Annotated in this window: 14 protein-coding genes and 3 pseudogenes; 2 read left to right on the top strand and 15 right to left on the bottom strand. The window is 34.7% G+C overall.

Annotation, left to right across the window (positions count from 1 at the left end):
- Positions 1–33: 33 nt before the first annotated feature.
- From BGI23_RS09245 to BGI23_RS09230, 4 genes and pseudogenes are all read right to left on the bottom strand, one after another.
- Positions 34–2,079 (bottom strand): class I SAM-dependent methyltransferase, encoded by a 2,046-nt coding sequence (locus BGI23_RS09245; RefSeq protein WP_070805758.1) that lies wholly within the window; start codon positions 2,077–2,079, stop codon positions 34–36.
- A 307-nt stretch (positions 2,080–2,386) separates the two neighbouring features.
- Complete coding sequence (locus BGI23_RS09240; RefSeq protein WP_044790445.1) at positions 2,387–2,767, bottom strand: BA_1872 family lipoprotein; 381 nt, start codon at positions 2,765–2,767, stop codon at positions 2,387–2,389.
- 123 nt (positions 2,768–2,890) lie between these two features.
- Positions 2,891–3,691 (bottom strand): annotated as a pseudogene (locus tag BGI23_RS09235) (ABC transporter ATP-binding protein).
- A gap of 344 nt (positions 3,692–4,035) precedes the next feature.
- The gene (locus BGI23_RS09230; RefSeq protein ID WP_070805757.1) at positions 4,036–5,664 is read right to left on the bottom strand and encodes a peptide ABC transporter substrate-binding protein; all 1,629 of its coding nucleotides are present in this window, start codon (positions 5,662–5,664) and stop codon (positions 4,036–4,038) included.
- A gap of 241 nt (positions 5,665–5,905) precedes the next feature.
- Here BGI23_RS09230 and BGI23_RS09225 point away from each other — a divergent pair.
- Positions 5,906–6,229 (top strand): annotated as a pseudogene (locus BGI23_RS09225) (nuclear transport factor 2 family protein).
- Positions 6,230–6,267: 38 nt separating this feature from the next.
- On the opposite strand, the gene BGI23_RS09220 reads toward BGI23_RS09225, so the two are convergent.
- The 8 genes and pseudogenes from BGI23_RS09220 to BGI23_RS09185 all read right to left on the bottom strand — a co-directional run bounded on the left by BGI23_RS09220 (position 6,268) and on the right by BGI23_RS09185 (position 13,189).
- On the bottom strand, positions 6,268–6,720 hold the full coding sequence (locus tag BGI23_RS09220) for an SMI1/KNR4 family protein (protein WP_001015689.1): 453 nt from the start codon (positions 6,718–6,720) through the stop codon (positions 6,268–6,270).
- A 14-nt stretch (positions 6,721–6,734) separates the two neighbouring features.
- A pseudogene (locus tag BGI23_RS09215) lies at positions 6,735–7,112 on the bottom strand (HNH endonuclease); the annotation flags it as partial.
- Positions 7,113–7,308: 196 nt separating this feature from the next.
- Positions 7,309–8,634, bottom strand: a complete 1,326-nt coding sequence (locus BGI23_RS09210; RefSeq protein ID WP_142237735.1) for a bifunctional S-methyl-5'-thioadenosine deaminase/S-adenosylhomocysteine deaminase — start codon at positions 8,632–8,634, stop codon at positions 7,309–7,311.
- Positions 8,635–8,687: 53 nt separating this feature from the next.
- Complete coding sequence (locus BGI23_RS09205; protein WP_000342916.1) at positions 8,688–9,047, bottom strand: YunG family protein; 360 nt, start codon at positions 9,045–9,047, stop codon at positions 8,688–8,690.
- A 27-nt stretch (positions 9,048–9,074) separates the two neighbouring features.
- Positions 9,075–9,518 (bottom strand): GNAT family N-acetyltransferase, encoded by a 444-nt coding sequence (locus tag BGI23_RS09200; protein WP_070805755.1) that lies wholly within the window; start codon positions 9,516–9,518, stop codon positions 9,075–9,077.
- A gap of 213 nt (positions 9,519–9,731) precedes the next feature.
- Complete coding sequence (locus tag BGI23_RS09195) at positions 9,732–11,246, bottom strand: succinyl-CoA:acetate CoA-transferase ScpC (protein WP_000429781.1); 1,515 nt, start codon at positions 11,244–11,246, stop codon at positions 9,732–9,734.
- Positions 11,247–11,373: 127 nt separating this feature from the next.
- On the bottom strand, positions 11,374–12,018 hold the full coding sequence (locus BGI23_RS09190) for a LytTR family DNA-binding domain-containing protein (RefSeq protein WP_000389713.1): 645 nt from the start codon (positions 12,016–12,018) through the stop codon (positions 11,374–11,376).
- Positions 12,019–12,265: 247 nt separating this feature from the next.
- Positions 12,266–13,189, bottom strand: coding sequence for an alpha/beta hydrolase (locus BGI23_RS09185; protein WP_001102550.1), 924 nt, complete (start codon positions 13,187–13,189; stop codon positions 12,266–12,268).
- A gap of 202 nt (positions 13,190–13,391) precedes the next feature.
- Here BGI23_RS09185 and BGI23_RS09180 point away from each other — a divergent pair, with 202 nt between their 5' ends.
- Positions 13,392–14,153: a DODA-type extradiol aromatic ring-opening family dioxygenase gene (locus tag BGI23_RS09180; RefSeq protein WP_044790449.1), complete on the top strand. Its 762-nt coding sequence runs from the start codon at positions 13,392–13,394 to the stop codon at positions 14,151–14,153.
- 53 nt (positions 14,154–14,206) lie between these two features.
- Here the strand turns inward: BGI23_RS09180 and BGI23_RS09175 are convergent, their stop codons facing one another.
- The 3 genes from BGI23_RS09175 to BGI23_RS09165 form a co-directional block, all read right to left on the bottom strand.
- Positions 14,207–15,421, bottom strand: coding sequence for a multidrug efflux MFS transporter (locus tag BGI23_RS09175; protein ID WP_070805754.1), 1,215 nt, complete (start codon positions 15,419–15,421; stop codon positions 14,207–14,209).
- A gap of 168 nt (positions 15,422–15,589) precedes the next feature.
- Complete coding sequence (locus tag BGI23_RS09170; protein ID WP_070805753.1) at positions 15,590–16,441, bottom strand: GNAT family N-acetyltransferase; 852 nt, start codon at positions 16,439–16,441, stop codon at positions 15,590–15,592.
- A gap of 18 nt (positions 16,442–16,459) precedes the next feature.
- Positions 16,460–17,176: a DUF554 domain-containing protein gene (locus BGI23_RS09165; protein WP_070805752.1), complete on the bottom strand. Its 717-nt coding sequence runs from the start codon at positions 17,174–17,176 to the stop codon at positions 16,460–16,462.
- Positions 17,177–17,218 lie beyond the last annotated feature (42 nt).

Here is a 17,218-nt window from a genome sequence, read left to right as displayed (position 1 = left end):
TTAAAATTATATTTTTAAAGTTTTCCAACATCATTACCTCTTTTCTAAAACCATAAAGAATGTACTATCCGGTAGCGCAACAGCATTCCCAGACTCATCTTTAAACTCGATTTTCTCGCTAAGATGTTGTGTATATCCATCCTGTAAATAGTTCATAGCTTGAACGATGTTTACTTTATCTCCAAAGATACCCTTTACGAAGTCCTTATAGTCGTTTGGCGTAAAAATTCCAAACTGCTCCTGCACTTCATGAACGAAAGAGTCCTCGCCCCATGTATATGTATATAAGAACTCCATTGCATCATTAATAGGCATTTTGACTGTATTGTCTGCAAGTACCTCATACTGGATTATACGCCCCTTAAATTCATGAACATACTGCTCTAAGAACTTCATTCCGCCTGCATCTTTAAAACGAATCACCCGCATTAACCTTTTATCTTCGGTCATGATGCCATCACGAATGATAATACGGCCTCCTGGCTTTAACACCTCATAAGCACTCTGCAGCCCCTTTTTAATTACTTCATGATTAAATTTCTTACCTTCATACTCGATATAAGAGAACAACTCATGAAGGATAGAAGAATATACAATCGTATCAACCGATTCTTTTTCAAATGAGCTGCTTAAATTGATTGCATCCCCTTTAATGACATCCCAAGAACGCCCCTCATTCTGCTTCTTCTTTTTCAACGTATCAATCACGTTTTCGGAAATATCGATACCGTAGATTCGTTTATCCTCGGTCTCTTCTTCAATCATGTCTAGCATGACACCACCACCAGCTCCGACATCTACAATCGTATCTCCCTTTATATAATCAAGAATAATTCGTTTATCATCAGCCGAGCTATTCATATGCTCCAGATATACTTCTTCGTTATGGAATCTATCATATGCATCCTTTCGTAACCCGAAGAAATCAAACAGCAGCACATTTGCCCGAGCATGCATCATATCTATCTTTTCTGCCTCTACACAGAAGGTAATTAACGCCTCACCTACAGTAGAAAACTGAAACGACACATACGCGGTCTTCATATCTTCATCGACTTTAACCCGAAAAGAAACATGCGTTGTATTTGGCTTCTCGTTCTCACGATACTCCCGTAGATACTTCTCAATAACCCGCTTACGATACACGTTGTCCTTTTTCTCACCTTTGAAATCATAGTGCAACTGCTGCATCAATTTCTCGAAATGTATATGCTGAACTTTTCTAGTGCCTATCTCGTTCTTTAACATAACAAAAACTGTCCAAATATCCTCAAAGCTAAGAGCATGCATAGACGGTTCTACATACCACAAATCTTTATCAGATAAAAATGCTTGAATGCCTCTCTTCTCGCTCCCCATAATAATATCTTTTTCAAATACTGACTCCTTATGTTTTGGCGTGAGTCTATGTATACGAGAAGTAAATGGCTCCATATAACCATCAAACAGGCCATCAATTGTAATCTTCACATCGTTCTTCACTTCACTCCACAAAGCTTTTGATACACCTTCAATAATGCATTGGTTAAGATAGTATAGAATCTCCTTTAACCTAACGTCTCCGTATTCTTCTTTATATGTGTTAATTAAATCAACATGAGAGTCCAAACGAGCCTCCCCGCGTATATACTGCCCGATTAATCCATGTGTTCTAATTAAATCTTGAATAAACAAATACTCAGTAGAGTTTAAGTTTGTCTCTACACGTTCAATAAACTGAATATCACTAAAGATATCAGCAGAACCCTCGTTATGTACGAATAGATTAATCCCGTTTTTCTTCCATTGCTCCCGCTGTTTTAAAGATCCTACCTTTGCAAGCTCACTATACGTTAGGACCTTTTCAATAATACGATACGCTTCTTCATCTAAAGGCAGTCCATCTAACACTTGTAGCGTACGGTGTACATAGTACAACACCGCATCTGTTTTCAATGTTCCAAGTACTTGTACATTCTCATAGTTTTGATGTATCTCCTCTGCCTCAATTAAATACTTTAACCATGTAGGGAGAGTATCGGAAAACCCTTCAATGTATTTATTTAGAATCTCAACGTTTTTCAACTTATTTACCCCCATTTATAATCAATATCTGTAGTAAAGTCTGGGCACCTTCTCTAAAAAGACCCTCACCTTATGCCTCCCTTTACCATCTAGAACTCTTTCAAATACAAACGTATCAAACCCAGTCTTTTTCTCTTGTAAAAAAGAGTTATCAAGTTTGTAACACTTTCTTTTGTCCATCTCTTATTTTAACTTCATCAAGAATTTCGGTGGAATAAACAGTAAGACTCAGCGGATCACTTCTTACATTGATAAACATATGTTGTGATAGAATCAACCGAAAATGGAAACGGCAAGCGGGTGCACTCCACTTGCCGTTTTTTCATAGCTTAGTATGTACTTGAATTTCTTTCGCTTTCTCTTTTTCACCCTTCACGCGTACAATTAAATCATATGATCCGGATTTTGGCGCTTCAAAAGAAAGCAGACCTTCTTTTTGAGAAGTAACTTCTTCTTCATAAATAACCTTATCATCTTTTGTAACTTGCAATAAAATCGTACCTTCCTCAACGGCTGCTTCATAAGGAATTTCCACATTTCCTTTTTCAGCTTTAACCGTTTGCACATCGTAATACCCTTGCAGAGAACCAATTTTTAAAGTCGTTTCGCCATTTTTTTGAACCTTTGTAACTTGTGTTGCTGTATTGCACGCGCTTAACAATACAACAAGAGTGAGAATCATAAATAAACGTAATGATTTCATAGAAATCCCCCTTTTTTATGTATATGTGAATTAAGATCCATTCTTTAACTATTTCAAAAACACCAACACCTAAAAAGAATTACTGCTTTTCTTCAATTTCTTTTTTAAATAATTTTTGAAACTCTAATCATTAAAAATCCTACTTTTTCTTACTTTAATTGTTTCTAAAATGTAGAAAAGAACCCCTAAACCAAATATCTTTTCAGCATTAGAAATATTATTACCTAATTTAATAATAGGTACATTTAATCCGAATCTTTCGCTCCATTCCAAAGGCATATATCCTCTTTTACAGTTTATTAATATCCGGTTATCCATTGTACGAAAAGAAGTTTCGAAAAAATCAAATTCAACTTCTACTTCAGAAAGTCTTATCTCTTTTTCATTTATTAAAGAACCACGTACCATTCCAAATCCTTGTATCATATTTTCTTTAAACATACCTACACAATTATAATTTGAGTCCTAAATAGCCCAATCATAGTTTTCAACTTCACTATGAAAATATGCAAGAATTTCCCCATCCTTTGCTTCCAATCCAATAACTTGCTTGTTTTTTAAAAAAGGTAATTTTGAAGAAATTATATCAGCTGAAACCATAGTTGTTCCTACTATATAGGTCCCATCAGGATTATATAAACCGTAATGTTTATTATTTTGAGGTAATTCTAGTAAAACATAAGTATCAATATCCCAAAACTTCAAATCATTTTTAGCTATATTCTCTTTTAATAAATTCCCTTTTCTTAATTGCCAAAATCCAATTCCCCCAAAAACAAACGAAGCTACAACTATAAATATTATTTCTCCCCAATTAACATCACCCCAACTATTATACAGACAATATAATCCAAAGAGAAAAATCCCTGTCCCAATTAAACACTTAAACCGTCCCCTTTTTTTATAATACTCAAATAATTCCACACAAACACCTCTATCAATTCATCTTAATACCCCAAATTACCTTTTAAGTATACCAAGGACAAAATATATAATCTAATATTTTTTTTATATAATTAAAAACAAACATAGTTACAGAAAGAAAATGCTTGTATACTGATTTGTACTACATTCCCTTATTCCTTGTATGCTATATTTCTATTCTTCTTTTTACTTAAACAAACTGCTCAATAGTATTTGTTGCAACTTCTTATGAATGTGTAACTACAATTTTGCACTTCCCTTCTTTATATGCTAGGAACACTACCAAAGGATTTCCCTGCTCCTCTGTAAAAAACCTTACTTTTAAAAAGTAAGGTTTTTTGTATTTATTCATTAGCGATATAAGCATTCTTATAAGTATAAACACCACCAAATTGATGCTTTTCAATTCCCTTTACGTAATCCTTTTGTACATATGCTGAACCAATATGATACAGCGGCGCTACAGCTGCATCTTCTAATAATACCTGCTCAGCTTCTAGCAATGCTCCCCATCGTTTCTCTGGTTCTAGTACGAGATCAGTTTTTGCTTTCTTTATTAATTCATCGTAACGAGAATTAGAGTAATTCATTTTGTTATTCGGATTACCTGTCGTAAATAATTCTAAATAACTAATTGGGTCTTTATAGTCAGGTCCCCAATTTGCCATAGTTATATCGTAATCTCCTATTTGTTCTAACTGTAATTTTTGCTTAAATGGCTGTTGTTTAATTTGTATCGTTAGTCCTTGCAAATGCTTTTCTAAATCACCTTTTATATATTCTGCCATACGTTTTGCATTATCTTGTTCAAACGTTAATAACTCGAGGTTTACTTGTTCTACCCCAAGCTCTTTTTTCGCTTCTTCCCAAATCTTTTTCGCATTTTGCAAATCATATGAAGAAAGATTTCCGTTTTCTTTTCTAAAATCTTTACCAGTCTCTTCATTTATATGACCAGCTGGTACAAGTCCACTTGCAGGTTTTGCTCCGTTATTAATAAAATGAGTAACGAAATCCTCTTTATTTAACGCGAATGAAATAGCCTGACGCACTTTCTTATTTGCTAACGCACTATTTTTTTCATTAAAACGTAGCATAGCAATTGCAGGTTCGCTCGACATATGTAACTCCTTATGCCCTTTATACTTGTCTACAAATTGAGAATTAATAGGCACCCGGTCCAAATTACCAGCTTCGTATAAATTAACAGCGGTCATTGTATCCTTTACAATTTGAAAGTTTATCTCGTCTAATTTCACTTTCTTTTCATCCCAATATGTAGCATTTTTCTTTAATTGAAACTCTTGTTCATGCTTCCATTTCTCTAATACAAATGGCCCATTATATATGAGATTACTAGGTTCTAATGCATAATTCTTTCCTTGTTCTTTCAAAAATGATTCATGCTGTGGTAAGTAAATAGGTAGTGCTAACAGCTGTAAAAAATACGGGATTGGCTGTTCGAGTTCCACTTCTAACTTATAATCATTTATAACTTTAACCCCAAGTTCATCAAGAGGCATTGTTCCCTTATTTATCTCTTTCGCATTTTTTACATGAAAGAGCATGTACGCATATTGAGACATTGTTTCAGGTTTAATTGCACGTTTCCACGCAAACATAAAATCATTTGCTGTCACACTGTCTCCATTTGACCATTTTGCATCTTTACGCAAATCAAATGTATATTTTTTACCATCTTCACTTCTTTTAAACGATTTTGCTACCGCTGGAATAGGCTGATCTTGATCATCTAATACATACAACCCTTCAAATATGTTCTGCATAACGTGCGCTGACGTACCATCCATCGTTTTCGCTGTATCAAGAGAAGGAATTTCTTCTGATACTGTTACATTTAATACTTGTTTTTTTGCCTCTTTATCACTTTTATTTTCCTTATTATTACAAGCTGTTAATAATAAAGATGTAACAAGTGCCATTACCATTAAATGGCTCTTCTTTCGCTTCATGAGTTGTTCTCCTTAAAAATATAATATTATAAAACGTTATATATTATAGCAGAAATGCTAGCAGAAAGATGCGACATTCTTTTGAATATTTATTCGTTCAAGAAAAAAGTTTTCTTATTTAACAGGGTACGGACTATCTTGGAATCTTTTTGATTTTCAACAAAAAACACATATAAAATAATAAGGTGAATTTTTGGTTATAATCCCCACATATCCAACTGGCCGTCCATCTTTAATTTTAATTACTCTTGTATCTTCTCGCAGCGTATTTACAGCATGTGAAAATAATCATGATCCCGAAGAAGATGAAAAAGAAGGAAACGCAAAAGATTTCAAAGAGTTATTCACTCCTGAAGCGAAGAAAACCGTTACTTTTGTGGGCGGAAATGCAGATCTAATGAAATCAGTTAGCAAAGATCTTAAAAACTATAAAATCTAAAAAAGCGAAGAGAAAAACGAAATTGCTACAGTAATTGTTAATGCTGTATATAAAGGTTACCCTAAAAAAGTAATCGTAATTGAACTAGAAAAAATGGATGATGGTTGGAAAATTAGTAAATCATAAAAAAACGGCCTAGAATTCTAGGTCGTTTTTTAGTTCCCTCAATCTTCTTCTTCGAAATCACGTAGACTAGCAAGCAATTCTGTAAATGTTGAGCAAACTGGATATATTGCTTCCTCTATGTCTTCTTCCTCATGATCCCAGAATACGATTGATGGTGAATCACTCGTATTTCGATAATCGAAGCATAAAAGATTACCGAATGGATCCCTAGCAAAAGGATAAATTTTATCAGGTAATCTATCTTTCGTATTATTATATGTTTCTAGAATGGAGTATTTTTTATTAGAATCTAGGGTTAAAAGATTATTGAGTGAATTTTCATCTTGATTTGGAATATTAAAAGTATCTGGCGTAGGATATCCACCATCATATTTTTGTACACACTCTATAAAATCATTAGGAAATTTAATATTAAAGTATTGTTCTAATTGTTTAATTTGGTTATTTGTTATTTTATTCTCATTTGCATTGATCCATGTAATGTGATTCATGACTAAGTACCTCCCTATTTATCGCTATCTTTTCCCCAAATTTTATATCCACCTGTATGACCGGTATCATGATGAGTCTGATAATCTACAAGTTGCATTCTCCCGGCATCTTGATGATGATGCCATGTATAATGCTCTGGCGTTTTACCTATTTTAAATAATTGAATTTCTTCTTCTGTGAATTTTAAAGCTAATTCAGGATTTTCCATTATTTGTTCATATAATGCCTTACTACACTTTCTAGACTGTGTTGTTCTAGACTTTTTGAAATCCGCCTCTTTTAATAGTACCTCACCTTTTGATTCAAAAATAGGAAATCCGTCAGCATCGTATGGAATTCCTGTAACTGGGTGCTTGTCTCCTGCTAAGTCTCCTTTTCGCAAACGAATTGTTGCTTAAATCACACAAAAGAAATGATTTTGCAGAATTAACTCTTCTACTTACACAGATACACGCTACTCACAATCATTTTTTAAGCTCCCCTCATAAAAAATCTATCCTTTCCCTCTTTTTATCAATGTTGGCACCAAAAAAGTTCAAACACAAAAACAGGCTGTGGAGAAAACCTTCTCCACAGCCTAAAAATACCTATCTTTGCAAACCTCGTTTATATCGACTTGCTTCAAATATAATACGCTCTTCATCTAACGTTTTACATTCGCCATTCCAAACGACACGTTTTCCGTTAATGATTACATCGCTTATATCTTTTCCACTAGCAGCATATACAAGATGCGATAATACTTCATCTGCTGGTTGTAAATGAGGCTTATTAGACGGATCAATTGTAATGAAATCAGCGCACTTTCCAACCTCAAGTGATCCTGTTTGTTTCATGCCGATTACTTCAGCCGCTCCTTTAGTTGCAAGTGTAAGAGCTGTTTCAACCGGTAACGCTGTTGCATCTTGGTGAATACCTTTTTGTAGTAAAGTCGCTATGCGCATTTCTTCAAACATATCTAAATTATTGTTAGATGCAACACTATCTGTTGCAATTCCTACTTTCATTCCTGCTTCTAACATCGCTTTTACATTCGCTATACCAGACCCTAGTTTTAAATTACTATTCGGATTATGAGCTACTCGAACGTCATGCTCCGCTAAAAATGCACGCTCATTGTCATTTAATACTACACCGTGTGCAATCACTGTTGGTCGTTTAAACAATCCGCAACTTGCCGCATATTCTACTGGACGTTTTCCGTACTGCGCTTCAATATCACGTACTTCACGCTCTGTTTCGGAAAGGTGAATATGAACCATCGTTTGATTTTCTACTGCAATACGTGCACACTCTTCTAACAGTTCTGTACTGCATGTATATGGACTATGCGGTGCAACCATCGTAGTTAACATACCACTTTCGTTATAGTAACGCTTCACATATTTCTCAGCTTCTTCAATTGCTTTCTTTTCATCCTCTTTCGTTCCGAAGCTAAATAAAGTTCTTGAAACAGCAGCTCGCATCCCGCTCCTTGATACCGTTTCCATAATTGCATCTTGATCTACTCCAATTGGATTAAACATATCAGAGAAAGATGTTGTACCACTTTTCACCATTTCAAGTAATCCTAATTCCGTACTAGCAACCGCAAGTTCTGGAGTAAATTGACTTTCAAGTGGCCAAATTCTTGTCTCAAGCCACGGCTGTAATAACATATCATCACCAATACCTCTTAAGAGACTCATTACAACGTGTGTATGTGTATTGACAAGCCCTGGTAAAACCCATTTTCCTTTCATGTCAATTACTTCATCTACTTCAAAATCATTAGCGAATTCTCCACTCTTTACATCTATAATTTGATCATTTTCTACAATGATATATCCATTTTCTATCACTTCATTTTGTTCATTCATCGTTACGATTGTAGCGTTTACATAAGTTGTTTTCAAAAGTATTTCCCCTTTCAACTCTATGAAGTTCCCTTTAATAAGTTACCACCATTATAGTAACTTATTAAAGATTAAGAGTCAAAAGATAATTTCAATTCTTTCGTTATCTTTTTCTTCAACATGCAATATTGTTTTTCATTTGTATCAGCAAATGCTTCTTCTCGATTTGATTCTATATCCATATAATTCAGTTTTTCATTAAATTGAGCCTCTGTAAAATCAAACCTCTGTCCATCTATAAAGTTATAAAAGTGCCACGCCTCTCTTACTTTTGTCTTTTTAATCTCTCCTCCGTATATGTCTTGAACGACCAAAGCCGTTACACCACACTGTCCCTTTGCTGGATTCTCAGTCGTCCACTTTGAACTTGTTTCAATCGACCACGATCTTATTAATGCTTCATATATTCTTTTTTCCTTTACATCATCCACTCTAATCTTCCCCTACTATTAATAGTTTTACACATCATATTTCAAAAGAGGCAGTAAACGATCCTCAAAAACCGTTGATGGTGTCTCTCCGATTAACTGTGCGCCCATCTTCAAGTAAAACCCTTTTGCATTCGGATCACTATCAATTGTAAAACTTTTTATTCCTAGTTCATTTGCTTTTTCTAATACATACTCCCAAAGTATTTTCCCGTACCCATTCCCTTTGTAACGAGGATGAATGTACAGGAAATCAAGAGCTTTATCATTACGTAAAAATGAGAAAAATCCAATCTTCGTATTATCGTTTTCAAAAACATATACAAAATTATTATTTATATACTCTTCTGTAATAGTTAAATCTTCCTTACAGGCAATTATGAATTCTTCACTATAATCCCACGTCGCTTTTGATTGTAGTGCGAGTTCACTTAATTCATTTGCTTCACTTAATAACGCTTCTCTTATCTTCATGATTCTTTCTCCTCACCTTCGATATGTAAACTATTAAAATGATTCGAAAAGTAATTAAAAAACCCTCTTATTTTCATAAATCTTTATTATAATCAGTACGGCCTGTAACAATATATTTAAAGAAAAAAACGCCACCTTTGAAAGTTGGCGTTTTCTTCTTCTAAAATTTTTTCAAACTCAATCTTTCGTTTTACTATTTCTAACGATACACACCTATACAGTTTCTACTACTGCTTCAAGCATTGTTCCATTTTTAGCATAATTCATATGCCAAGAAAAAGCTTTTTCTAAAACATGAGGAGTTTGTCCACCTCTCGTTTTAGCTTCTTCGTAATAAGCTCTTAGCTGATCACGATACATTGGATGTGCGCAATTCTCTATAATTAATTCCACTCTTTCTCTTGGGGCCAGTCCTCTTAGATCAACATACCCTTGTTCAGTGACGATAACATCTACATCGTGTTCCGTATGGTCCACATGTGAAACAAAAGGAACGATACTTGAAATGTTGCCACCTTTCGCAATCGATTTCGTAACAAAGATAGCTAGGCGAGCATTTCTCGCAAAATCACCAGAACCACCGATACCATTCATCATTTTTGTGCCTAAAACGTGAGTAGAGTTCACATTTCCGTATATATCTAATTCTAAAGCAGTATTAATCGAGATTAATCCGAGGCGACGAATGATTTCAGGATGATTAGAAATCTCTTGCGGGCGCATCATTAATTTGTCACGATATTTTTCAAAGTTGGAAAATACTTTTTGCATTTTCTCCTCAGAGAGTGTGATTGAACAGCATGAAGCAAAATTGACTTTTCCAGCATCCATAAGATCAAAGACCGCATCTTGTAAAACTTCAGAATACACTTCTAAATCTTCAAACTCCGAATCTAACATTCCATGAAGAACAGCATTAGCCACTGAGCCAATTCCTGATTGTAACGGTGCTAAACGATTTGTTAATCGGCCTACTTCGACTTCTTTTCGAAGGAACTCTATTAAATGCTGTGCCATAATAACAGTTTCTTCATCCGGAGGAACAATTGTCGATGGTGAGTCTAATTGGTTCGTAAACACAATCCCTTTCACCTTTTCAACATCGATTGGAATGCCAATCGTTCCAATTCGATCATCCGTTTTCACAATCGGAATTGGAAGTCTTTCTCCTTGTTTACCTGGTTCATATAAATCATGCAGTCCTTCTAACTGCGTGGATTGAGCCATATTCATTTCAATAATAATGGACTTAGCATTTAAAGAAAACGCTAAAGAATTTCCTATTGAAGTTGTTGGAATAATCATGCCATCTTCAGTAATCGCAACCGCTTCCAAAATAGCAAAATCTACATCCATAACGTCAGCGCGAAGTAACTCTGATGTATGAGATAAGTGCTGGTCCACAAATAAAAAATCTCCGTTATTAATTCCTTTTCGCATAGTCGCATCAGCTTGGAAAGGCAATCTTTTCCCTAAAATTCCTGCTTCCGCAAATAATTTATCTACATCAGAACCTAAAGAGGCACCAGTATAAACATTTACTTTAAAAGATGTATCATTCTTAACTCGGTTTACAAGCGCAAATGGGACTGCTTTTACATCACCTGCACGTGTAAACCCACTTAAGCCTAAAGTCATTCCACTTTCAATCCATGAAGCTGCTTCTTCAGGTGTAACTACGCGATCTTTCAGACGTTCATCCCTAATTCTATCCAAATTATTCTCCATATGTAATCCCTCTCCCTATGAATATTCATAATTATTTTACACTTTAACAGTATCTAAATAGGGATTTTAGTATACAATGGCAAAAATTCAGACAAAACAGCGAATCTAACCTCTAAAGCAGAATAATTTAAAATCCTAGAAGCTTACGAAAATAACTAGCGTATGACTGACTCACTGGTACCCTTTCACCATTATCCATAGAAAGTAAAAAAGTTGAATGCGTATCAGGATAAATCGCTTTAATATGATTCACATTTACAATAAAGGAACGGTGGCATCTAATAAATGAATCTTTCGGAAGTAAGTATTCGAATTCTTGTAAAGAGTATTTATGTGTCCCTGTTAACTCTTCTGCATTTACATACGTCTTTTTATCTTTCGCCTCTAAATACATGACTTTTGAAAAAGGAACCGGAATCCAGCCGTCCGTTGTTTTTAAAGTAACGACTGATTTTCCGTCCGTTAAAGCTGGGTAAATAGCTGTCACGCAACCTTCAAGCTTTCCATTGTTTGAAAATGGCACTGCCATACCATGATAAGGAATACCAAAAACATCCCGATTCATAAACTCAGAGGTTTTTTGATTCGTCACCATTGCTTTATGAGCAATTGTTCCTTCCTTAATAGGATCCCCTACGCTAATCTTTAAATCAATTCGTTTACTTGGCCGATAGTATATATATTCTTTCGTATTCGATACAGCAATTGAAATTTCATCTGAAAATAATTCCCCAACAACATCTAATAGTAAACCTAATGTTTTATCTTCCATTCTATTAACACCTCATTCACTATTATACTACTATTATGAATTGACTCTGTTGCTTTATAAAAAGTTTGATTATTAATTTTATACATTTATCTCCTCATTTGCACAAGGCTTTCTATCTATTTAATTATATAGAATATAACCTACCTTCAAATATGTAAAAATGATATGAACACTACATCAGTAAATACTTGCAACACCTACAAACAAAAAGTCCAAACTATAAACAGTCTGGACTTAGCTTTCATTCTCATTTATTATGTTCTTCTAACCACGAAATCACATCTTTAAATACTTCTTCTCTATTTACTTCATGGAACATTTCATGTCTTCCATTTTCATATAAACGCAGTGTTACATCTTTCACGCCACATTTTTTATAATTCTCGTATACTTCTTTTACGCCTTTCCCCATATCCCCAACAGGATCACGATTTCCTGAAAAAATATGTATTGGAAGATTTTGCGGTGTTTTCTTGAACTCTTCTAGTTTATTTACTTCTAATACACCAGAAAATAATTCTCGATAAAAACTCGTCGTACAAATGAATCCACATAACGGATCCGCAATATATTTATCTACTTGATTATTATCTGAAGATAACCAATCAAATTTTGTACGATTTGGTTTAAAGTGTGAATTGAAGTTTCCGAAAGATAAAAAATTTAGCATCGGACTTTTCGTTTTTTCCCCACGTAATTTCATCTCAATTGTCGCTACTTTATGCCCGATAACTCCTAAAAACCCTGGATTCCCACCAGTTCCTGAAATAAGGAATCCATCATATAATTCACCTTTCAGTTGTACAGCACGTCTTGATAAAAAAGAACCCATACTATGTCCAAGTAAAAATAACGGGCATGTCTGCTCTTTTCTTATCGTTTCAGATACAAAGATAACATCAGATACAGCCTCATTCCAACCTACATTGGGTTTAAAATGACCATAATCTTCTTCTCTCTTCACCGTTTTCCCATGACCTTTATGATCATGCGCATAAACACCATAGCCCGCTTCTAATAACGCATCAATAAAGTCTGTATAAACGCCTGCATGTTCTGTCATACCATGTGCAATTTGAATAATCCCTTTCGGTTCACCTTCTGGTAACCACTTACGTAAATAAATTTCTGATCCATCCTTTGCCGTAACGAAACTTGCCTGTACGTTCATTTCGTCAGCTCCCAACTCTATTATGTATCTCAAAAAATGAATATCCATTCATTATTCTTATTATGTATTATATGCAATTGCTGTCATTATGACAAACGTCTTCCTTTTCCGATTAGCTGTCAAACTATTCTATTGACGAACATAAAATAAAATTATATAGTTACTAACATAAAGTAACTATATAATTTTAGGAGGTTCTACTATGATGCCATCATTATTTTTAGCACACGGCTCACCGATGCTCGCTATTCAAGATACAGAATATACAAGGTTTTTAAAAACGCTTGGAGAAACATATAAACCAAAAGCAATTGTTATTTTCACCGCTCACTGGGAAAGCGAAGTACTAACGATTTCTTCATCAGATAACGAATATGAAACAATTTATGATTTTGGAGGTTTTCCCCCTGAGTTATACGAAATCAAATATCGTGCGAAAGGCTCTTCTAACATTGCATCCATGTTAGAAACAAAATTTAAAAACAAAGGTATTCCAGTCCATCATAATATGACGAGAGGTTTAGACCACGGCTCATGGACACTCTTGCACCGTATGTATCCAGAAGCAAATATTCCTGTCGTACAAATATCAGTCAATCCATTCCTTCCTGCAAAAGAGCAATTTAAGGTTGGAGAAGCATTAAAAGGACTTGGACAAGAAGATATTTTAGTAATCGGTAGCGGTGTTACCGTTCATAACTTACGAGCACTGAAATGGAATCAAAGTACACCCGAACAATGGGCAATTGAATTTGATGATTGGATTATAAAACATATGCAAACTAACAATAAGGATGCATTATTTAATTGGGAGAAAAATGCCCCTCATGCTCAATTAGCTGTACCAAGAGCAGAGCATTTTGTTCCTTTATTTATCGCTATGGGAAGTGGTGAAAATAGTGGTGAAGTCATTCACCGCAGTTACGAGCTTGGTACGTTAAGTTATCTTTGCCTCCAATTTTAAATAAAAAGGATGAAGCAATCATTGCTTCATCCTTTTCTTTTTCATTCACCTAGTTAACTAACTTCCAAATGTCGTTTCTCTGATACCTCTTCGTTCTTATTATGAAAATAAACCCAAATGCACGCAATAAATAATAGTGATGATGTAGAGAAGAAAACATATTGGAAGCCTGCATGTGCTGCAATTTGTCCACCAAGTACTGGTCCAATCATATTTCCTAAAAACTGAAACGATTGATTATACCCAAATATTCGTCCCGTTACATGGGTTGGTGTATGTTGTTTTAGTAGAGTTTGTACGGAAGGTAATAATCCTGCTTGTGCGATACCTAATAAAAATCGAAGAATTAATAGTTGCCAAGCTGAGGTTACAAATGCTTGCGGGATAAAAATAATTCCTGCAGCAAACAACGCTACAACTAACGTTTTTTGAGGACCAATTTGATCTGATAATCGTCCGAGTCTTGGTGCTGCCAAAATAACTGCTAACCCTGTCGCTGACATAACTGCACCCGCAATTGTTTCAATATGTGCAGTATGAGGACCTACTAAATTTTTTACGTATAATGTAACAATTGGTTGAACAGACATATTAGCAAGTTGAATAATAAATGTTGTTACAAACAAACTAACAATTAAATGCTTCGCTGGAACCATCGTCCATACTTTTTTCGGTTGTACTTTTTTTGCTTGAGCGGAGTGATTCTCTTCATGTAGGAAGAAAAAAACGATGAGAAAAGAAAGGAATAAAAAAGCTCCTGTAACAAGAAAAACATGGCGCATTCCAATTAACTCAGACAAATATCCTCCAAGTAATGGACCAAGTAAAGAACCGCTCACTCCACCAGTTGAAATTGTAGAAATTGCCCAGCCTGAATGCTCTTTTGGAGTTTCTGCCGCAATAAATGTCATCGCCGTTGAAAGGAAACCAGATACTGCTCCCATTAAAAATCTTAGTGCGACTAGTTGATACACATCCGTTACAAATCCCATAAGCGTCATAATAATCGCCATACCTAGGCTCGCACGAATAAGCATCAATTTCCGTCCATGTATATCACCAAGTTTTCCCCATATTGGTGATACGATCGCACCCATTAAAAATGTTATACCAAATGCAAGTCCCGACCACTGTGCAATACTTGAAGTGCCAGTTACTCCTAATTCCTCAATATAAAAAGATAAAAAAGGAATTACTAAACTCATACCGGCTGCAGTGGTAAAACAACCTAGCCAACAAATCATTAAATTTCGTTTCCAGCTGGCCATTTTCACACCTTCTTTCTTTAGATACCCATTCTACACCCTTTCTTGTAAAAAGTTTAGTAATTTGCTTTATTTGTAAGATTTACTACAAAACCCGCTATTTTCTAGTAAAAATCACTACATTTCCACATTGTTTTCATAATAAAACCAACTCCACTTAAATGAAGTTGGCTAGTTATCCATTATTGGTATTAAACGCGCATTACAACATCGCTCATAAAACTCAACCGGACCCGCTTGTCCAATAATTGCATATTCATATCCATCTTGCTTCATACTATGTAAACAACGATGTAACAATTGCTTCCCTACACCTTTCACACGATTTTGTTTCGCTGTGCCCATTGGACCAAACAATCCTTTCTTTCCTCTCACTACATCATAGCAAGCAAAACCTACTATCACTTCTTCTTGTTCTGCTATATAAATAGGTACATTTTCTTTATATGTACGAAATCCATATTCTATTGAACGTAACCAACGTTCACTAAATTCCTCATTAACAAAACTTGCTAATTTTTCAAAATCAGAAGGGGTAGCCTGTCTAACAGTACAAGTTAAATCATTATAAATAGGAACGAAACCTTTTAAATCGACTGCTAAATCTCTTGGCTCAGCTATAATACGTAATATATCTCTTTGAATCTGTGCATTTTCAACAACTGGATTTACACGAAATAATGCATATATAACATGTCCTTCATTAATTATTACTTGCTGAAAACGTTCCATACGTTTTTTCGCTATTTGTAAAATTTCTAGCGTCTTATGGGATAATTTATATTGTCCTATTTTTTTATAATCTTGATCCGTTAAATCATATTGTTTTCGTAATGAAAATTTTTCTAAAAAATCCGTACCCACGTTACGAAACAAATACATATACAACTCGCTGCATACGCCAGTACCTTCTTTACACATGCCAATAAATAAATGAACTGGTTGAATGATATTACATTCTGTCTCTTCTGCTGCACTCTTCAATATGTTATGCACACGTTTTGTAAATTGAAATTCCTCCATATGTATCTCCATTCCCTACTACTTTACTATTAAACCGTAACCATAAATAAGTGAAACGATTATTCCAACTACCAATATACCTGGCAGTAAATTTGCCACTTTAATTTTAATAATACTAAGTAAGTTCAATCCGATAGCAGCTATCATAATACCACCTGTAGCTGTCATTTCTACTATAAATTGATTCATTAATTCTTTCGGGACCAAACTATTAATTTGTGTTGCAAAAACCGCAATACCTCCTTCGTATAAAATAACTGGAATTGCCGAAAATACTACACCAATTCCTAGGGTTGTCGTTAATATAATAGAAATAAATCCATCGATAATTGCCTTTGTAAATAAAATATCGTGATTTCCGCGAATCCCACTGTCGAGTGCACCAAGTATGCCCATCGCACCAATTGCAAATATTAAAGTAGCTGTTACAAAACCTTCTGATATGCTCCCTTTCCCTTTCGATCCAACTTTATTTTCTAGCCAATCTCCTAACTGTTTTAACTTTCCCTCTAATTGTAGCCATTCCCCAATGACCGTACCAATCACTAAACTTAGTATGACAACAAGAAAATTTTCACTTTTCAATGCCATTTGAAGTCCAAGTACAGTAACCGCTAAACCGATTGCATGCATAATTGTTCCCTTCATACTTTCTGGTATTCTACTAAATAATTTACCTAGTAAAGTACCAAATATAATGCAAATCCCATTTACAACTGCTCCTAATATAACCATTTCTCATTCTTCACCCTTCGAATTCTTTATTTCTATATTTTG

The organism is Bacillus sp. ABP14 (assembly GCF_001831375.1).
GTDB classification, from domain to species: Bacteria; Bacillota; Bacilli; order Bacillales; family Bacillaceae_G; genus Bacillus_A; species Bacillus_A paranthracis.
This window is presented reverse-complemented; position numbering and strand designations above follow the sequence as displayed.